Below are 16,164 nucleotides of genomic sequence, written 5' to 3'. Positions count from 1 at the left end.
GGCGTATGACCAGGCATTTTTCCTGGGGAGCCCGCGCCGGGATCCGTCGGCGCCGAGCCTTTGCGCGTCGTCGGCGGAGTACGGTGAGAAGACGAGGTCACCTCGTTCGGCGGACGCGCCGAACTCCCCCAGAGGGGCACACACCATGGCCGACTCCGACGACCTTCGCGACCCCCAGCTGCTGCCGGACGAGATTCACCATGCCGTGAGGCCCGGAACGGTGCTGTTGAGGCTGGAGACGACACATGCCCGCGAGGGAATCCTCGACGGCGCCTGGTGGCCGCGTTCGCGGGACATCGGCACCGAGCTTCCCGGCCTGATCTCCGCGTTGACCGAGCATCTCGGCCCGGTCACGCGCGTCGGCCTGGACACCGGCGCCTGGGAGGAGCTGCCCACCCGTCTGATCGTCGACGACCGCATCGTGCACCTCGACTCCTTCGCCGTCGGTGACGACACCGTCCTCATTACTCGCGGCGACCGGGACCACTTCTCCCTGCTCGTGGTCCCGCCGCACGCGACGGCTGACGCGGCACGCGCCGCGATGGCCCGAGCCGTACGGGCCGACAATGTCACCCAGGCCGAACAGATCCTCATCGAGACCGGAACCCAGCGAGCACACGCGATTCCCGCCGAAGGGCCTCGGACGGGCCAGGAACGCCGCGAAGGGTGAGGAAGCCGTTTGGGCGCTTCGGTCGTGCCGCGACCGCCCGTGGGACGGCTCGCACCGGCCCGCGTGAACGGCTCAGGCCGGCGCGGGCGTGGAGGACAGACCGAGAGGCCCGGGCGCTCAGACGTTCGTCCAGGCGTCGAGGAAGGCTTTCCGCCCATCGAGGTTCGTCGATTTGTGGTCCGCGTGCACGATGCGCCAGGCGGTGAGTTCGAGGTCGCGGAGCCATAGTTCACCGATGACCTGGGTCTTGAGGTCGGGCAGATGGTCGGACTCGGCGAGTGCCTGTCCGATCACCTCCCCGGCCGCCATGCGCTGGGGCGGGGTCATCTCGTCCACGGCCGAGAGGATCTGCCGGGCCAGACCGGCGCCCTCTCCGGCCAGGGAACGCAGGACCAGCGCCTTGATGTTGCCGGGCAGGAGGTAGGCGGTGCCCGAGGACCTCCACAGATCGGACCAGAAGTGTTCGCCTGCCTCGGTGGGGGCGGGGAGCGCCGCGAACAGGCCGAGGAGGTGCGCGGTGGCGGCGTACCCGTCGGAGTGGGCCGCTGCGACCACCGCGATATCGGCGACGCGCCCCACGTCGAGACGGCCTGCTTCGAGGTGCGGACTCAGGCCCAATCCATGTTCCAGCTGATGTGCGAGGGGGGCGGATGCGTGGGAGCGGAACTCGGGAAGCATCGGCGGTCCTTGGGCGTAGGCGAGCGGAGGAGCCAGCTCGGGAGCCTTGATCGTGCCCATGGTGAGCCGGCGTTACACGACGTATCCGGGCCCAATTGGCGGCGGATGACGTGGACCGGAGTTCACGGGGGCGGCGGAACCGGCCATGTCCGGCGATGCCGGCATCGTCTTCCGGGGCCACCTCGTGGGTTCGGCTTCCCCGAGGTCTTCCACGCCTTGACCGTGGCAGCCCAGCAAGGATCCGCGCCGCGCGGGCATGTGGTGTGCGCCAGCTCCGGCGGCCACGCTCACCTCAGGCCGTGGCCGGCGGGTGTGGTTCGGCCGCGGAGCGGCGGTGTTCGGCGTTGATGCGCTGGGCTTCCTCGAGTTGGTCTTCAAGGATGATGATGCGGCAGGCGGCCTCGATGGGGGTGCCCTGGTCGACGAGTTCCCGGGCGCGGGCCGCGATGCGCAACTGGTACCGGGAGTAGCGCCGGTGACCGCCCTCGGATCGGAGGGGGGTGATCAGCCGTGCTTCGCCGAGGGCGCGCAGGAAGCCCGGAGTGGTGCCGAGCATCTCAGCCGCCCGCCCCATCGTGTAGGCGGGGTAGTCGTCGTCTTCGAGACGGCCGATCGGATCGTCTGCTGTCATCTCACCTCTCTGCGGAACGCGTGGAGGGGCCCTGGTGCCGTACGGCACCAGGGCCCCGAAGGAACTGCACCATCTGCCGGCCCACTACTGCGCCGGCCTACTGTGTCCGCACGGCCGCCCCATACGGGGTCGGGGGTGCGGGGATCGCGGATGTGTGACCGGAGACCACCTGCCTCTCGATGTCCTGCGGTACTCGGGGGAAAAGGACTTCCGCCCGGGCGATCCCGATGGTGCTCAACTCCTCCGTTCTTCCTCTGAACCAACTCACTTACTGCGAACTGCCGGTGGCCTGGGAAAGCGCCACCCTCTCGACAGCCGGCCCCTCGCCATCCTGCGTCCGTCCGGCTTGGAACCCCACTGTCGACCCTCAGCACGCGCGCCCGCAGCCCGACGCCTTCACTGAGGAACCACCGCACTGCTGGTACTACGAACTGCACCTACGGAACTGCAACTGCACTTACTCTTCACGGCGGCCCCTGATCACCGCGGGCCACCCGGTCCGGCCGTCAGTCCCGTCGCCTTCCTGCGAAAACCATGGCTTCGGGACTCCACCACCGCACCGTCCTGCGAACTGCTCGTGTACTGCGGCCCGGCAGTTCATCTCTGCCGGGCCTTCCTCGATCTTGGCTACGAGAGAAACCATAACCACACCACAGCTGAATGTCTACTCTGGCCGCTGTAGGTTTTCGTATCTGACGATCAGGCAATACTCTCCCTCCAGTAGGCGAGGGGCGGACATGCGTCGGGCCCGACCGGAACGTTCCGGTCGGGCCCTCACTGCTGTTCAGGTGCGGCTTGCGTCTCCCCGCCGGTCAGACCGGCGCGGGAGTGCCGAGCAGGGCGGACGCCTGCTGCATCGGGCTGACGTACGTGGGCGCCGCCTGGGGCCCCGGTCGGCAGACGAAGCCGAGGAGGGTCATGGCCCGGACGACTTCACCGGCGCTGAAATCACGACGGTCCTGGCGGGTGATGACCGCGCCCACCTGCTTGACGGGGTACTGACGGCGTCCGATGGTCACGGACTCTCCCGTCACCGGTTCTGGTTTCACACCCTTCATCGTTTCCAGCACGCCGCTCTTCGTCAGGTCGAACGGGAAGCGGGCGATGACGCAGCGCATAGGGCCTCACAGGGAGAAGGGGAGGGGTGGAGAGGGGGCCGCCGGGGTTGGGGCGGTTCAGCGGGAGAGGCTCAGGACGCCTGTGGTGCAGGCCTGCCCACCGACCGCGGGCAACGTTGCGAACCGGCTGTGGCGCATCACGTGCTCCGCCCCGGCCGGCCTGGCCACAGGGGAGGTGACCGGTCCGTGGTCGCCGAGGAGGTCGCGCAGGCGGACACGGTCCGTGTACGAGGAGCTCTCGCGGGCGGCGGTGAGCTGGGCCTGGGTGACCAGACCGGTGCACCGGCCGTCCTCGTCGCAGAGGAGCAGGTGCCCGGCGCGGGCACTGGCCATGACGGACAGGGCCACCTCGACGGTCATATCGCCCCAGACCTGCGGTCCGGCCTCGTCCATGGCCTCGACCACGCTCCTGTTCGTTGAGGTGGTGCTCGTGGGGTGGGGCTGCGTTTGAACCGGTGTCACACATGCCTCCAGCAGAGAATGGTCGGTTGTCGATCCGCGTACGAAGGTCCTAGGCGGCCGAGCCGATGGCGGACCGGCGCTGGGCGGTACCGCGCGTCACCTGCGAGGACCGGCCGCGCCGCCGGCGGGAGGCGGCGTCGCGCTTGGGGCGGTCGGCGACGGGTGCGGGGATGACGACCGGGATGCCGGAAGGAGCCTGGGCGCCGGTGATGCGGCTCAGTTCGGCCTCGCCGGACCGGACTTGAGTGATCCGCGGGCGGATGCCCGCATCCGACATGAGGCGCACCATGCCGTGTCGTTGGTTCGGGGTGACGAGGGTGACGACACTGCCGGACTCGCCTGCGCGGGCGGTACGGCCACCACGGTGCAGATAGTCCTTGTGGTCGGTCGGCGGGTCGACGTTGACGACGAGATCGAGGTTGTCGACGTGAATACCGCGGGCGGCGACGTTCGTGGCGACCAGCACGGTGACGTGCCCGGTCTTGAACTGCGCCAGCGTGCGGGTGCGCTGCGGCTGTGACTTGCCGCCGTGCAGCGCGGCGGCTCGTACGCCGCTGCCCAGCAGGTCCCGGGTGAGCCGGTCGACGGCGTGCTTCGTGTCGAGAAACATGATCACGCGGCCGTCACGGGCGGCGATCTCCGTCGTGGTGGCCTGCTTGTCGGCGCCGTGGACATGCAGCACGTGGTGCTCCATCGTCGTGACCGCACCGGCCGAGGGGTCCACGGAGTGCACGACGGGATCGGTCAGGTACCGGCGGACGAGCAGGTCGACGTTGCGGTCCAGAGTGGCGGAGAACAGCATCCGCTGCCCCTCGGGACGCACTTGGTCGAGCAGCGCGGTGACCTGCGGCAGGAAGCCCATGTCCGCCATCTGGTCGGCCTCGTCCAGCACGGTGATGCGCACCTGGTCCAGCCGGCAGTCGCCGCGGTCGATGAGGTCCTTGAGCCGGCCCGGGGTCGCGACGACGACCTCGGCACCACCTCGCAGCGCGCCCGCCTGCCTGCCGATCGACATGCCGCCCACGACCGTGGTCAGCCGCAGCTTCAGCGAGCGGGCGTACGGAGTGAGCGCGTCGGTCACCTGCTGCGCCAGCTCGCGGGTGGGGACGAGGACCAGGGCAAGGGGCTGGCGGGGTTCGGCGCGCCGACCGGCGGTACGGGCCAGCAGCGCCAGCCCGAAGGCGAGCGTCTTGCCGGAGCCGGTGCGGCCGCGGCCCAGAACGTCACGCCCCGCGAGGGTGTTCGGCAGGGTCGCGCCCTGGATCGGGAACGGTACGGTCACGCCCTCGGCCCCGAGCGCGGCGAGCAGCTGCGGGGGCATGTCGAGATCGGCGAACGTCTCGACGGCGGCCAGCGCCGGGGTGATCGTCTCGGGGAGTGCGAACTCACCCTGCACAGTGGCGGTCCGGCGGCCGTAGCCGCCCGAGCGGCCTGCCCCACCGGAGCTGCTGCGGGCCGACGAGCCGAGGCGGCTGCCACCTTGTGCGGAGCCGGTACGGCCATTCCGCGTGCGGGAGAAGCGGTCGTTCGTGCGTGTGCGGTTCATGCGGAACCTTCCTCGATGCGGCGCATATCAAGGAATTTCCCGCAGCGAATGAGCCGCTCGGAGAATTGCAAGAATGGGCCGAATGGAACGCGAAAGCGAATCTGGTCGGCGGGAAACTAGCTCGGCCAGAGGCGCTGGAAATGGGTGACGCAATACGGGTGTGAAGCCCGGGCGTCGACTGCGGTATGGCAGCTCTGAACGGGGTGTCCGCGTGCGGTGAGGGCGCGGACCCCTCAAAATCTTCCCGGAGGCGAAACCACTCCGGGGAATGCGTGCAGCTGGGGCCCGCACCCCGAAGGATGCGGGCCCCAGCTACGTCGTACGCGTCAACGTCAGGCGAGAACGATGTTCTCGGCCGTCGGGCCCTTCTGGCCCTGCGCGATGTCGAAGCTGACCTTCTGGCCTTCCTGGAGCTCACGGAAGCCCTGGGCGGCGATGTTCGAGTAGTGGGCGAACACGTCGGCGCCGCCACCGTCCTGCTCGATGAAGCCGAAGCCCTTTTCTGCGTTGAACCACTTCACGGTGCCAGTACTCATGTCATGTCTCCTTTGGGGCACATCGGGGTCCGCACTGCGCGGACGCCGTGTCGCCGCGATGATTACCCCACCCGGAAAATGACCGGAAATACAAAAGCGCTCCCAGTCGCACAGAAGCCGACCGAAGGCACTTGAAGTTTGGGAACCACAACTGCAACTGAGATCGACAGTAGCACGCCGAAGCTCCCGGAGGGTGTTGAATACTTCCGCTCTTCCGCTGTGCCAAAAACTCTCACTGTGCGGTCCGTTAAACCCTCACTTCGCGGGAACAGATATTTCTTCGGGTCGTCAGGCGGATTTCCTTGCCCACGCTGCCGTCTCGGCAGCCACCTGGCACCGGCCGTGATCCTCCGGGCAGCCCTAACCCTTCAAGTCCTTGCTCCGGTCGACCCATCGAAGCTGGAGGTCGGGGACATCGTCCTCGCCCGTGTCGCCGGGACGGTGTACTTGCACTTGGTGTCGCCCGTGGACCCCGCCAAAAAGCGGGTGCAGATCAGCAGTATCCGTGGCCGCGTCAACGGCTGGACCAGCCACGATCGTGTCTTCGGCATCTGTGTGGCAGTCGAGGGCGTCACCCGGTCAGGCGCCGCAGGTAAGACTCTCGCGGTCGGCCTCGACAACTCCCCCTGAGTCTGGCGCTCCAGAGGCATCGGGCCATCAGCTACGCGGGTGGCAGAACGAGTGCGCGTTCGCGAGATCGATGACGGCGAGGGCCGGCGGCTACCGCGGACGATCAGCAGAGGCACGGGCTCGGTGGCGACCTGACGGCGGGCGCAGATGGTGCTGCTGTAGCCTCACGGCCTCCCCGCCTGAACACCGTTTGCCCGCCGTCTACAGGGTGAGCACCAGCAGGACCACAGCCATCGGCGGCACGGGCGCGGCACGTCCTGCCCAGCGGCACGCCGTGGTGAGGAAGGGGCGGCGGGGAGTGAGCCGGGAAACCACCACGAGGAGCGGGGTGACCGTCCAGGACGCCCACCAGCAGGCCATGACGACGGCCACGGTGTGGGGGCGGGCGTCCGTGGCCATCGGGGCCAACGCGCCGAAGAAGAAGGCCACGGGCATCAGGAGCACCGTCAAGACGGTGCACCACACCGGAACCTCGCGGCTGTCGGCAGTCTCGGCGGCGCTGCCGGCGGTCGGGGCTGAGGTCGTTTCGTGCATGAGAACAGTCAAGCGGTTCCGCAGCGGTTTCCCCTGCGCGGACGTACTCAGAGCAGGCCGGTCCCCGTACTCATCGTGTCCCAGGCGGCTGTCCTGCCGTTGCGACCGCCGGCTCGGTAGCCACCGGCTCAGGGCTGCGAGATCCGCCCCGCGCAGCTCGCACCTGCGCTTCCTCTTGCCCCACCCTCGTGGGCGGCCCAGCCGTTGCCAAGGCGCTCCTGTCAGGTTGGATGCCGACGTTGTGACTGGGGGCGCCTGGCGCGATACCGAGGGAGCGGACCGCTTCGGTCGGCCGTTGGCAGCGTCTCGCTGGTCCGCTGCTGCGCTGTCGCCCCGGCCACAGCCGGGCGGGGTCATCCGCCGAGTGCGATCGGGCCGAGCCCGGGCGGCAACCGGCGCACGGCCAGCGCCACGGCCTCGTGCGCTGTGGCGAACAGGCCGAGATCCGGAGTGAAGCCCCTGCCCACCCCATACGTGCCGTCGCTGCCTGCGGTCAGGCATGGTCCGACGACGGTCAGGCGTGGGCGGGTGGTGGTCGAGAAGCGCAGCGTCCAGTGGCTCGTGAACGGGTAGAGGGCGCGCAGCGCCGGCTCGGCGTGCGCCGCCTCGATCACGAGCCGAAACGTCATCATCTCCCCTGAACGGCAACCATGTCAGGGGCTTGCGGCCACCCCTGGCAGTGAGGGCGGACGGACCCCCGCCGGCCGCCGACATCACGATTCGGTCGAGACGCCGCCCGCGCGTAAGCGACCGCTTAGCATGGCGGTCCCCGGGGTGGGGGCACAGGCGACGTACGCCCGGTGACCGACCCGGTGGTGGAACGTCATCGCACTGCGCGCGGTCAACGGCGGGCCGCGCGCGTGGTGTTCGCGCACGCCCCGTCCGCCTGGAGGCACCATGCACCATCCTTCCGTCCCCGGCAGCGGCCGCAGCCTGGACCGCGGCGCGGCCGTCGGCGCTCCGGATCCCGCTCCCCCTCAGCTCTTCGACCGCGCATGCCGCCGCCTGCTCGCGTACGGCACGGAATTCACGGACACGGTCGTGGACGCGATCCGCGCCGAGGTGCCGTACTACGCCGACCCGGTGCTCGCGCCGCCCGACGTACGCCAGACCGTGGGCGCCGGCGTCCGCCACGCGCTGGAGGCCTGTGTCGATCCGGCCAGGATCGTCGACGTCGAGCGGTACACCAGGGAGCTGGGCATGCGGCGCGCCGAACAGGGCCGCCCCCTCGACGAAGTGCTGCACGCCTTCCGCATCGCCGGGTCCCGGGTCTGGAGCGGGATCATCGACGTCGTGGAGCGCGATGGACTGGGCGACACGCGCCGGCTGGTGCATGTCGCCGAGCTGGTGTGGAAGAGCAACGACCGCGACGCCGTCCTGGTCGCCGACGCCTACCGGCAGGTCGTCGACGGCGTGGCCGGCCGGCACGCCGAACGCGTCCGGCTGGTCCTCGCCGCGTTGCTCGAGACCGGCAAGGACGCCGAGTTCACCCGGACCGCGGCGGAGCTCCTCGAGTTGCCGCTGGACGGACGTTTCGCGGTGGCGGTGGTGGCGGCGACACCGCCGTACGGCCGGGTGCCCGGGACGGCCCCGACCCTGCGCGGCATCCGCGTCCTGCGGCATGCCGGCGGACAGCGGGATGTACTGGTCGCCCACCTGGGTGACCGCCCTCTCGACGCGTTCGTCTCCGGGCTGGCCGCCGGTCCCGGGCTCCGTATCGGGATCAGCCCGGTCGTCCAGGGTCTCGGAAGCCTGGCCCGCGCGTGTGACATGGCCGGCCTCGCCCTTCGTACCTGCCGGGGCGACGGCGAGGTCGCCAGGCTCGACGCCCGCCTGCCCGACGGGCTCCTGATCTCGCGGCCCGACGTGTCGGCAGAGCTGGCACAACGGGTGCTCCGGCCGCTGTACGAGCTGGAACCGGCCGACCGCACCACGCTGTTCGACACCCTCGGAGTCTGGATCGAGAGCGGTGGCTCCGCCGTCCGGACCGCCCGGCACATGCTCTGCCACCGCAACACCGTGCTCAATCGTCTGCGCCGCTTCGAGCAGTTGACCGGCCTCGCGCTGGCCCATCCCCGCGACCTGGTGCACCTGACCCTCGCGCTCGACGCCCACCGCCTGTTCGGGCCGGCCACGGCACTCGGCATCACCGGCGAGCGCCCCCTCCCAGCCGAGTGAGTGTGCAGCGGCACAACCGCACCCCGCCCACGTTGGGAGTGGACAACGGCGTCGGCGCACCGCATGGACGGGACCGGGTCGAGGTGCTCTGGTGAGCCTCGTTCAGAGGCGATCCGCCCCGCACCCATGCCCGCCAGGAGACCTCCAATGGCCCACCCGCACGCCGCTCGGCCGCATCCTCACCCGCGGCATCCCCTCGCTCCTCACCGCCGCCCCGGCATGTCCTTCGCCCTGATCAACGGCTCGGCCTTCGCCCTCCACCTGCTGCTCGCCTGCTCCGCCACCGACTTCATGGCCACCCCCGTCCTGGGTGAGACCACGCTCGGCCTTCCGGCCCTCCTGCTCCAGGGATTCCTGCTGGTGTGGACAGCGGCGCGCTACGACCGCAGTGCGTATGCCGCGCAGGAGCACGGGCAGCACGGGGAGTACTGATGAGACCGGAGATTTCGCTCGCCGCGCCGGGCGCCCTCGACACCGACACACGCGCCCTGATCATCGGGTGCTTCGTGACGTTCGTCGTCCCCATTCTGTTCGTCTGCGTCCTGAGCGGCCCCGCGAGGGACCGGATCAACGACTTCTACGCGGCGGGGCGCACGCTGCGGCCCCTGCGGGGAGCCCTCGTACTGTCCGGCGTCTACCTGTCCACGGCCACGGTTCTCGGCACCACCGGCAGCGTCGCGGTCTTCGGCTACGACGGCCTGTTCATCGCCCTGTGCACCCTGCTTTCCCTCGGTGTGCTCCTCCTGCTGGCCCTCCCCCTGCGCGAACGCACCGGCTACACCCTGGGCGACACGTTCGCCCTGCGGACTCCGGGGCGCGTGGTGAGGATCGCGGTCGCCGTCGTGACGTTGTGCACGTGCGTCCCCTATCTGGTCGTCCAGCTCTCCGGTGCCGGAGTGACCATCGCGGCCCTGCTGGGACTTTCCGGTCCTGGCGTCGAACAGACGGCGATCGTCATGATCGGCGCACTGGTCCTCTGTGCCACCGTCTTCGGCGGCATGCGCGGCACGATCGTGATCCAGGTGATCAAGACGGTGGTGCTGCTGTGCGCGGCCCTGGCCGTGACCGCCGTGCTGTTGCACCGCTTTCACTGGAGCACCGACGCGCTGCTCGACGCCGCCGCGAGGGGCAGCGGCCGGCCCGCCGACTACCTGCGCCCCGGCCTCCGGTTCGCCGGCAGCACCCAACCCGAAGGCACGCTCGACTTCATCGGGCTGATGATCACCATCGTGCTCGGAGCGGCGTGTCTGCCGCACGTCGTCATGCACATCGGCACGGCTCCCGACGCCGCCACCGCGCGCCGCACCGTGCGCCACACCCTCACCATCGTCGGCGGCTTCTGCTTCACCACGGCCCTCATGGGCTTCGCGGCGGCCGCGCTGGTCGGCGCTCCGGCGATCATGGCCGCGGACCCCGGAGGCAACAGCGCCCTGTTGATGCTCACGGGCGAGCTGGCGGGCGGTTCGTCCACCCACACGAACGGTGCTCTTCTCGTCGTCCTCGTCGCCTCCGCGGCGTTCCTCACCACGCTGGCCGTCGTCGCGAGCGTCACCCTGGCCGCGGCCGGAGCCGTCGCCCACGACCTGTACACCCATGTACTGCGCGGTGGGCGCACGACCGAGGGCCGGGAAGTGGCCGCCGCGCGTCTGGCGTCCGCCGGCGTGGGCCTGTTGAGCATCGGACTGGCGGTCTGGGTCCAAGGGTGGAACGTCCTGTTCCTGACGGCCCTCTCCCTCGCGGTGGCGGCCTCCTCCCTCCTTCCCGCACTGGTGTACTCACTCTTCTGGAAGGGCTACACCCGAACCGGGCTCCTGTGGACCTTGTACGGCGGTCTGTGCTGCGCGGTCGGCCTGCAGTTGTCGGGTCCGGTCTTCTCCGGCAATCCCTTGGCACTGTTCCCGGGCTGGCACGTCGACTGGTTCCCGCTCCAGACGGTCGTCCTCGTCTCGATACCGGCTGCCTTCCTGCTCGGCTGGCTGGGCAGCGTCGCGGGGAAGCGACCGGCGGCTCGGGCGGCGCTCACCGAGGACCACGTCCTGCAGGGGAGCCCGAGGGCCCCCGACGCGTAGCGCGTACTACTCCTCGACGTCAGGTGAGCAGAACGGGTTGGGGTCGCAGCTCTGCGGGCACGTGTCCGGTTCGCAGCTCTGCGGACAGCCGTCAGGGACGCAGGCGGGTGTGGGGTCGTCACCGCCCTGCGGGCAATCGCCTGGACCGCAGGGTCCGACGTCCGGTGAGCAATAGGGCTGCGGTTCGCCGGTCTTCGAGGGTCCGCAGGTCTTCGAGCGATCCGCGTGGGACCGCTCCCGGGGAAGCCACACCTCTTCGCGGATCGTCTGACGCATCCGGTCGAGCGGATCGCCCTGGAGGATCTGCGAAAGCTCCTCCTCCATGACGTTGCCGACCGGCCATTGCCTTGCCATGACACAGGGATACGCCGTTCCATCAGGGCTTACGCAGAGCCGCCCCCGCCAGCAGTGACCGCACAGGCCCGAGAGCCGCGCACCCTGCGACATGACGTCCTGCGCTCGACCGAACTCCCTCACGGCGCCCACCCTCACGGAATGGACGCCCATCCTCTTCAGGAAGTCCTTCGTGCGGTCGATCTCGTCCTTGCCCTGGTCGATGGCGATCACGGCGGCACGGACGGTGACTCCGCGCTCGACGAGCCTGCCGAGGTTCCGGACGGTGCGCTCATGGCTCGACCGCACCTTGGTCACGTTGTCGTGCACCGCTGGATCGTGCGAATACACCGACGTCGCAAAGGCAACGTCATTCCGTGCCGCGAAATCGATCGTTTCGTCACTCAGGTGAGTCAGGTTGGAGAAGACCTCGACGAACTCGTACCCGATGTGCTTCGCCTTCTCCAGAAGGTGGCCGAAGTGCGGACTCAGCTGCGGCTCCCCTCCAATGAGCTGCACCTTCCGACAGCCGAGCCCGTAGGCGTCCTCCATGACCCTGTCGTAGTGGTCCCTCGACAGGAGGTCGCGGTAGCCGCTCTGGGGATGCGAGTCCGAATAGCAGTGCACGCACTGCAGGTTGCACCGATTGGTCACTTCGAGCCAGAGGAAGTCCAGCCAGACCGGGTCATCGCAGACTCGACCGCCCATATCAACCCACTCTTCCTGATCCCAGGACCTGACGCCGACACGTGCCACCGTCTCACCCATGGCCCGCCGCGGCCCGCGCAGACGTACCGACTAGACGGGTGTTTCGCGCCGGCAGCGCGCCGCCCGGGCAGACAGGCCGAGTCCACAGAGCTCCGCGCCACCGCCACGCCCAGGCCCAGCTAGCCGTTCGCCGGGATCCGTGCGTCGAGTTCCTTGACCTGCCGCTTGAGGGCGACGGTCCGGTAGCTCTCCTCCACCCACTCGCACAGCAACTCCGCCTTCGGCGCTCCCTTCTCCCCCAGCGGTACGGAGACCCAGCCGGCCCGGCCGAGTCCGTACCCGGTTGGTTCCGCGCCCGGGGTTGTCATCGCGTGCTCGTGCAGCGCCTGGTCCTTCAGCTTGACGGAGATACCGGGGGCCTGGGGCCCGTCCACGTTGCCGAGAAAGACGAAGATCTTCTTGTTGACCTTCACCACACAGTCCTCGGGACCCCAGGGGAACTCCTCCACGGCGCCCGGCAGTCCGAGAGCGAACTTCCGCACCGCCTCCCAGGTGCGTACCGCAGCCTTCATCGACGCCTCCTCGTGTCGTGGACCCCTCTGGTCGACACGCTAGCCGCAGCGAGCGCGAGCATCCGGGAACGTCGGCGGAGCCGCAGGCGTGCTCCCACCTGCGCGGAATCTCCACCGAACCCGTCCGTCCAGTCGGTGGGACCCCTCTTACGCCACCTCGCTACCGATGAGTAACCTTCGCGCACCACCCGGCATACCATCCGCCCGCCCGCCCCCGCGGCGGCAAGGAGCAAGTCGATGTCGTACCACCGCCCCTTCCCCGACCCACCCCCCTCGCGCCACACCGACGACGCGGCCGCGTACTTCTGGGACGCGCCCGCGCCGCCGCAGTACCAGGACCACCACGAGTCGCACCGCCCTCACCGCGACCTCGACGCGCTCCGGTCCGGCTACCGCACGCTGCGCCGCGTCGCGACGCTCACCGCTCTCGGGTACTTCGTCCTCTTCCTCCTCCTCGCGGCTTTCGTGCCCGGGCTGATGACGAGCGAGATCACCGGCGGCCTCAACACGGGCCTGCTGCTCGGCCTCTGTCAGCTGCCGGTGGCGCTCGCGGCGATCGCCCTGTACGAGCGCATCGCACGCCGTCGTATCGACCCGCTCGCGGCGGTCATCCGGGAGCACAGCCCGCAGCGGGCAGAGGAGACGCGCGGACGGGCGGCCCGCGGCGGCTCGCGGACGGACGGTCCGGCGTACCCCGCCGGCCAGGAGCAGTGGCAGTGGCCCGCAGGCCCCAGGGAAGGTGCCCGATCATGACCGAGTTCGGCTCCGACGCCCAGACCATGTCGCTGGTGGCGTTCATCGCCGTCATCACGGTCACCCTGCTGGTGTGCGTGATGACCGGCCCGGACCACGGCGACCTGGGCGAGTTCTACACCGGCTACCGCTCGCTGTCACCGGTACAGAGCGGCCTCGCCATCGCGGGTGACTACATCTCGGCCGGCACGGTGCTCGGCACCATCGGCATCATCGCGCTGCTCGGCTTCGACGGCGTGACGCTCACTCTGAGCACCGTGCTCTCGCTGGTCCTGATGATGTTCCTGCTCGCCGAACCGCTGCGGAACGCCGGCCGGTTCACGATGGGCGACGTCTTCACCCGCCGCGCCTCGGGACCGCTCGTGCGGATCACCGCGGCCATGGTCACGCTGTCCGCGCTGCTTCCCCTGGTGATCTTCCAGCTCGCCGGCGCGGGTGATCTGCTCGCCGTCGTGCTCGGTTTCGACGCCGACGGTTTCAAGACCGGGGCGATCGTGTTCCTCGGTCTGCTGATGATCGCGTACGCGGCGATCGGTGGCATGAAGGGCACCGCGTTCATCCAGATCGTCAAGACCGTCGTCCTGCTTGGCACGGCCACCGCCATCGCGGTGCTGATCCTCAACCGCTTCGACTTCAGCCTGCCGCTCCTGCTGAACGCGGCCAAGGCCGGAAGCGGGGCGGGGGACGCCTATCTCGCCTCCGGGCTGCAGTTCGCGGGCGATGACGTCGACATGATCGCCACCCAGCTGACGATCGTGCTGGGCGCGGCGGTGCTGCCGCACATCACGATGCGCATGTTCAGCTCCCGCAGTACGACCGCCGTGCGGCGCTCGCTGTCCTGGGCCGTTTCGACGGTCGTCGTGACCTGCCTGATGCTCGCGGTCATCGGCTTCGGAGCGGCCGCGATCGTCGGCCACAAGGCGCTCGTCGCCGGAGACCCGCAGGGCCAGACGTCCTTCCTGATGGTGAGCCAGGCCGTCATGGGACCGGACCCGAACGTGCTCGAGACACTTCTCTTCACGGCGGTGGCCACGGCGGTCTTCCTGACCCTGCTCGCCTCGGTCGCCGGGGTCACCCTCGCCTGCGCCAACACGCTGGCGCACGACCTCATCGCCCACGGGCTGCGCAGGACCGCCCTGAAGCACTCCACCGAGATGGCCGTCGCCCGGGCCTCGACGGCGGGTGTCGGGCTGGTCGCGATCGCCGTGGCGGCCGGCGCCCGGCACCTGAACCTCCAGGCACTGCTGACCCTGTCCTTCTGCGTCGGCGCCTCCGCCATCGCCCCGGCGCTCGTCTACAGCCTCTTCTGGCGCCGCTACACCCGCACGGGACTGATCGCCACGCTCATCGTGGGCACCGTCGCCGCCCTCGTCCTGACGACCGGCAGCAATTTGGTGTCCGGGTCGCCCCAGTCCATCTTCCCCGACCAGGACTTCAACTGGTTCCCCTTCACGACGAGCGGCATCGTCTCCATCCCGCTCGGCTTCCTGGCCGGCTGGCTCGCCACCGTGCTCTACGACCAGGACGCGGCCGACCAGCGTCAGCGCTACGAGGAGGTGGAAGCGACGATCCTGGCCGGCAGCCCGGCAACGGCGGGCAGCAACGCCTCCTGACCCCTCCCGGCAGGGACATCGAGGCTGAATCGGCTGCCCTGAGGCCCCCGAGAGGCGCCCGGCCCGTCAGTGGCCCGGGCGCCCGGCGCCCTTCGGTACGCGCGTCATCGGCGCCCGCGAAGCCGGCCGAGCAGCCTGCGGGCCTGGGCGCGCTTGCGCGGGTCGGCGGCGGCGCGGCGGGCCGACGCGATCGTGCGCTGCCCCTGCGGGCTGCGGGTGAACTGCTTGATACGCGTCATCAAACCGGACATGGCTCCTCCTTCGGACTGTGTACGGTCCGCCTACCCCGTGGCTTCCTGGCGATGTCCATGAGGAGCCATCAGGATCGGCATTCGGGCCGACACCTCCTGCGGGGCGCGCCGGCGGCGGTGACGCGCGTCCGGCGCCGGGTGAGCACCGCGTCGACGATCAGGGGGAGGTGCGGCGTCCGCAGGCCCAGTCAGGAGAACCCCGGTTGCTCCGGCTGGCGCCCACCGGCCGGTCGCTCATCTGGCGCCAGGAGTGGCCCCATCCCGAGAGAGGATGGGGCCGGGGGTTCGGTGGAGGGACTCAGGTCAGTCCCACTGCTGGCTCGCGAGGGAAGTGACCGGCTGCGGCTTGCCGATGACGGCCAGGGCGATGAAGAAGTTGATCTGGCCGATCGCGATGGTGAGGGTGGCCAGCGCCTTCTCGTCGTAGTGCTTCGCCACCTCGGCGTAGAGCTCGTCCGTGACCCGCTCCCTGCCGTGCGGCGCGGGCTGCAGGGTGGCCTCCACCAAGGCGAGGGCGGCGCGCTCGGCATCGGTGAAGTACGGGGCGTCCTGCCACGACGACACGGCGGTGATGCGCTCCTCGGTCTCCCCGGCCTTGCGCAGGAAGCCAGTGTTCAGGATCGTCAGGTAGGTGTTGCCGACGATCTGCCCGGCCCGCAGGTGGACCAGGCTCATCGTGGTACGCGGCACCGAACGGTTGCCCGTGGCCCTGAACAGAGCGGCGCTGATGTCGTTCAGCTCCGGCACGAACTCCGCCGGGTTCGGCATCCGGGAAATCGAAGTGTTCGTCATGGCTGCACTCCTTCGCATCGGCCCCCAATGGGCGACTACACACCACTGACCCACCGGGCCACCGATGTGTGACAGGAATCCGAAAAAAAG

General features: G+C 69.6%; 19 protein-coding genes. 7 read left to right on the top strand and 12 right to left on the bottom strand.

Going from position 1 to position 16,164, the window contains the following annotated elements:
• Nucleotides 1-145 precede the first annotated feature (145 nt).
• On the top strand, nt 146-670 hold the full coding sequence (locus ACZ7J0_RS23180) for a DUF5994 family protein (protein WP_470890236.1): 525 nt from the start codon (nt 146-148) through the stop codon (nt 668-670).
• A 117-nt stretch (nt 671-787) separates the two neighbouring features.
• On the opposite strand, the gene ACZ7J0_RS23175 is transcribed toward ACZ7J0_RS23180, so the two are convergent.
• The 6 genes from ACZ7J0_RS23175 to ACZ7J0_RS23150 all read right to left on the bottom strand — a co-directional run bounded on the left by ACZ7J0_RS23175 (nt 788) and on the right by ACZ7J0_RS23150 (nt 5,641).
• Nucleotides 788-1,408 (bottom strand): hypothetical protein, encoded by a 621-nt coding sequence (locus ACZ7J0_RS23175; RefSeq protein WP_470890234.1) that lies wholly within the window; start codon nt 1,406-1,408, stop codon nt 788-790.
• Between the two features lie 232 nt (nt 1,409-1,640).
• Nucleotides 1,641-1,979: a helix-turn-helix domain-containing protein gene (locus ACZ7J0_RS23170; RefSeq protein ID WP_469120579.1), complete on the bottom strand. Its 339-nt coding sequence runs from the start codon at nt 1,977-1,979 to the stop codon at nt 1,641-1,643.
• Between the two features lie 812 nt (nt 1,980-2,791).
• Entirely contained in the window at nt 2,792-3,097 is a 306-nt protein-coding gene (locus ACZ7J0_RS23165) for an SCO5918 family protein (RefSeq protein ID WP_469120580.1), read from the bottom strand.
• A 57-nt stretch (nt 3,098-3,154) separates the two neighbouring features.
• On the bottom strand, nt 3,155-3,559 hold the full coding sequence (locus tag ACZ7J0_RS23160; RefSeq protein WP_470890232.1) for a CBS domain-containing protein: 405 nt from the start codon (nt 3,557-3,559) through the stop codon (nt 3,155-3,157).
• A 49-nt stretch (nt 3,560-3,608) separates the two neighbouring features.
• Entirely contained in the window at nt 3,609-5,105 is a 1,497-nt protein-coding gene (locus ACZ7J0_RS23155) for a DEAD/DEAH box helicase (protein WP_470890230.1), read from the bottom strand.
• A gap of 332 nt (nt 5,106-5,437) precedes the next feature.
• Nucleotides 5,438-5,641 (bottom strand): cold-shock protein, encoded by a 204-nt coding sequence (locus tag ACZ7J0_RS23150; protein ID WP_469120583.1) that lies wholly within the window; start codon nt 5,639-5,641, stop codon nt 5,438-5,440.
• Nucleotides 5,642-6,106: 465 nt separating this feature from the next.
• On the opposite strand from ACZ7J0_RS23150, the gene ACZ7J0_RS23145 reads away from it, so the two are divergent.
• Entirely contained in the window at nt 6,107-6,271 is a 165-nt protein-coding gene (locus ACZ7J0_RS23145; RefSeq protein WP_470890228.1) for a hypothetical protein, read from the top strand.
• Nucleotides 6,272-6,472: 201 nt separating this feature from the next.
• On the opposite strand, the gene ACZ7J0_RS23140 is transcribed toward ACZ7J0_RS23145, so the two are convergent.
• Together ACZ7J0_RS23140 and ACZ7J0_RS23135 are read right to left on the bottom strand one after the other, a co-directional pair.
• Nucleotides 6,473-6,805, bottom strand: a complete 333-nt coding sequence (locus ACZ7J0_RS23140; protein ID WP_470890226.1) for a hypothetical protein — start codon at nt 6,803-6,805, stop codon at nt 6,473-6,475.
• A gap of 353 nt (nt 6,806-7,158) precedes the next feature.
• Nucleotides 7,159-7,434 carry a DUF6193 family natural product biosynthesis protein gene (locus tag ACZ7J0_RS23135; protein ID WP_470890224.1) on the bottom strand — a complete coding sequence of 92 codons (276 nt, stop codon included), beginning with the start codon at nt 7,432-7,434 and terminating at the stop codon, nt 7,159-7,161.
• A 268-nt stretch (nt 7,435-7,702) separates the two neighbouring features.
• Here ACZ7J0_RS23135 and ACZ7J0_RS23130 point away from each other — a divergent pair, with 268 nt between their 5' ends.
• From ACZ7J0_RS23130 to ACZ7J0_RS23120, 3 genes are all read left to right on the top strand, one after another.
• Nucleotides 7,703-8,983 (top strand): PucR family transcriptional regulator, encoded by a 1,281-nt coding sequence (locus tag ACZ7J0_RS23130; RefSeq protein ID WP_470890222.1) that lies wholly within the window; start codon nt 7,703-7,705, stop codon nt 8,981-8,983.
• A gap of 219 nt (nt 8,984-9,202) precedes the next feature.
• The gene (locus ACZ7J0_RS23125; RefSeq protein WP_470890220.1) at nt 9,203-9,415 is read left to right on the top strand and encodes a DUF485 domain-containing protein; all 213 of its coding nucleotides are present in this window, start codon (nt 9,203-9,205) and stop codon (nt 9,413-9,415) included.
• Complete coding sequence (locus ACZ7J0_RS23120; RefSeq protein ID WP_470890218.1) at nt 9,415-11,052, top strand: sodium/solute symporter; 1,638 nt, start codon at nt 9,415-9,417, stop codon at nt 11,050-11,052. The genes ACZ7J0_RS23125 and ACZ7J0_RS23120 overlap by 1 nt, the downstream gene beginning before the upstream one ends.
• A gap of 6 nt (nt 11,053-11,058) precedes the next feature.
• Here ACZ7J0_RS23120 and ACZ7J0_RS23115 read toward each other — a convergent pair whose 3' ends face one another.
• Nucleotides 11,059-12,141, bottom strand: a complete 1,083-nt coding sequence (locus ACZ7J0_RS23115) for a radical SAM protein (protein ID WP_470890216.1) — start codon at nt 12,139-12,141, stop codon at nt 11,059-11,061.
• A gap of 131 nt (nt 12,142-12,272) precedes the next feature.
• The gene (locus ACZ7J0_RS23110; protein ID WP_470890214.1) at nt 12,273-12,665 is read right to left on the bottom strand and encodes an MmcQ/YjbR family DNA-binding protein; all 393 of its coding nucleotides are present in this window, start codon (nt 12,663-12,665) and stop codon (nt 12,273-12,275) included.
• Between the two features lie 237 nt (nt 12,666-12,902).
• On the opposite strand from ACZ7J0_RS23110, the gene ACZ7J0_RS23105 reads away from it, so the two are divergent.
• A complete protein-coding gene (locus tag ACZ7J0_RS23105; protein WP_470890212.1) occupies nt 12,903-13,418 on the top strand; it encodes a DUF485 domain-containing protein in 516 nt (171 codons plus the stop codon).
• Nucleotides 13,415-15,031 carry a sodium/solute symporter gene (locus ACZ7J0_RS23100; protein WP_470890210.1) on the top strand — a complete coding sequence of 539 codons (1,617 nt, stop codon included), beginning with the start codon at nt 13,415-13,417 and terminating at the stop codon, nt 15,029-15,031. The genes ACZ7J0_RS23105 and ACZ7J0_RS23100 overlap by 4 nt, the downstream gene beginning before the upstream one ends.
• Before the next feature lie 104 nt (nt 15,032-15,135).
• Here ACZ7J0_RS23100 and ACZ7J0_RS23095 read toward each other — a convergent pair whose 3' ends face one another.
• Together ACZ7J0_RS23095 and ACZ7J0_RS23090 are read right to left on the bottom strand one after the other, a co-directional pair.
• On the bottom strand, nt 15,136-15,282 hold the full coding sequence (locus tag ACZ7J0_RS23095) for a hypothetical protein (RefSeq protein WP_468711701.1): 147 nt from the start codon (nt 15,280-15,282) through the stop codon (nt 15,136-15,138).
• A 303-nt stretch (nt 15,283-15,585) separates the two neighbouring features.
• A complete protein-coding gene (locus tag ACZ7J0_RS23090) occupies nt 15,586-16,074 on the bottom strand; it encodes a carboxymuconolactone decarboxylase family protein (RefSeq protein ID WP_470890208.1) in 489 nt (162 codons plus the stop codon).
• Nucleotides 16,075-16,164: the final 90 nt, after the last annotated feature.

It is taken from the genome of Streptomyces sp. NPDC038280, from assembly GCF_055600045.1.
This window is presented reverse-complemented; position numbering and strand designations above follow the sequence as displayed.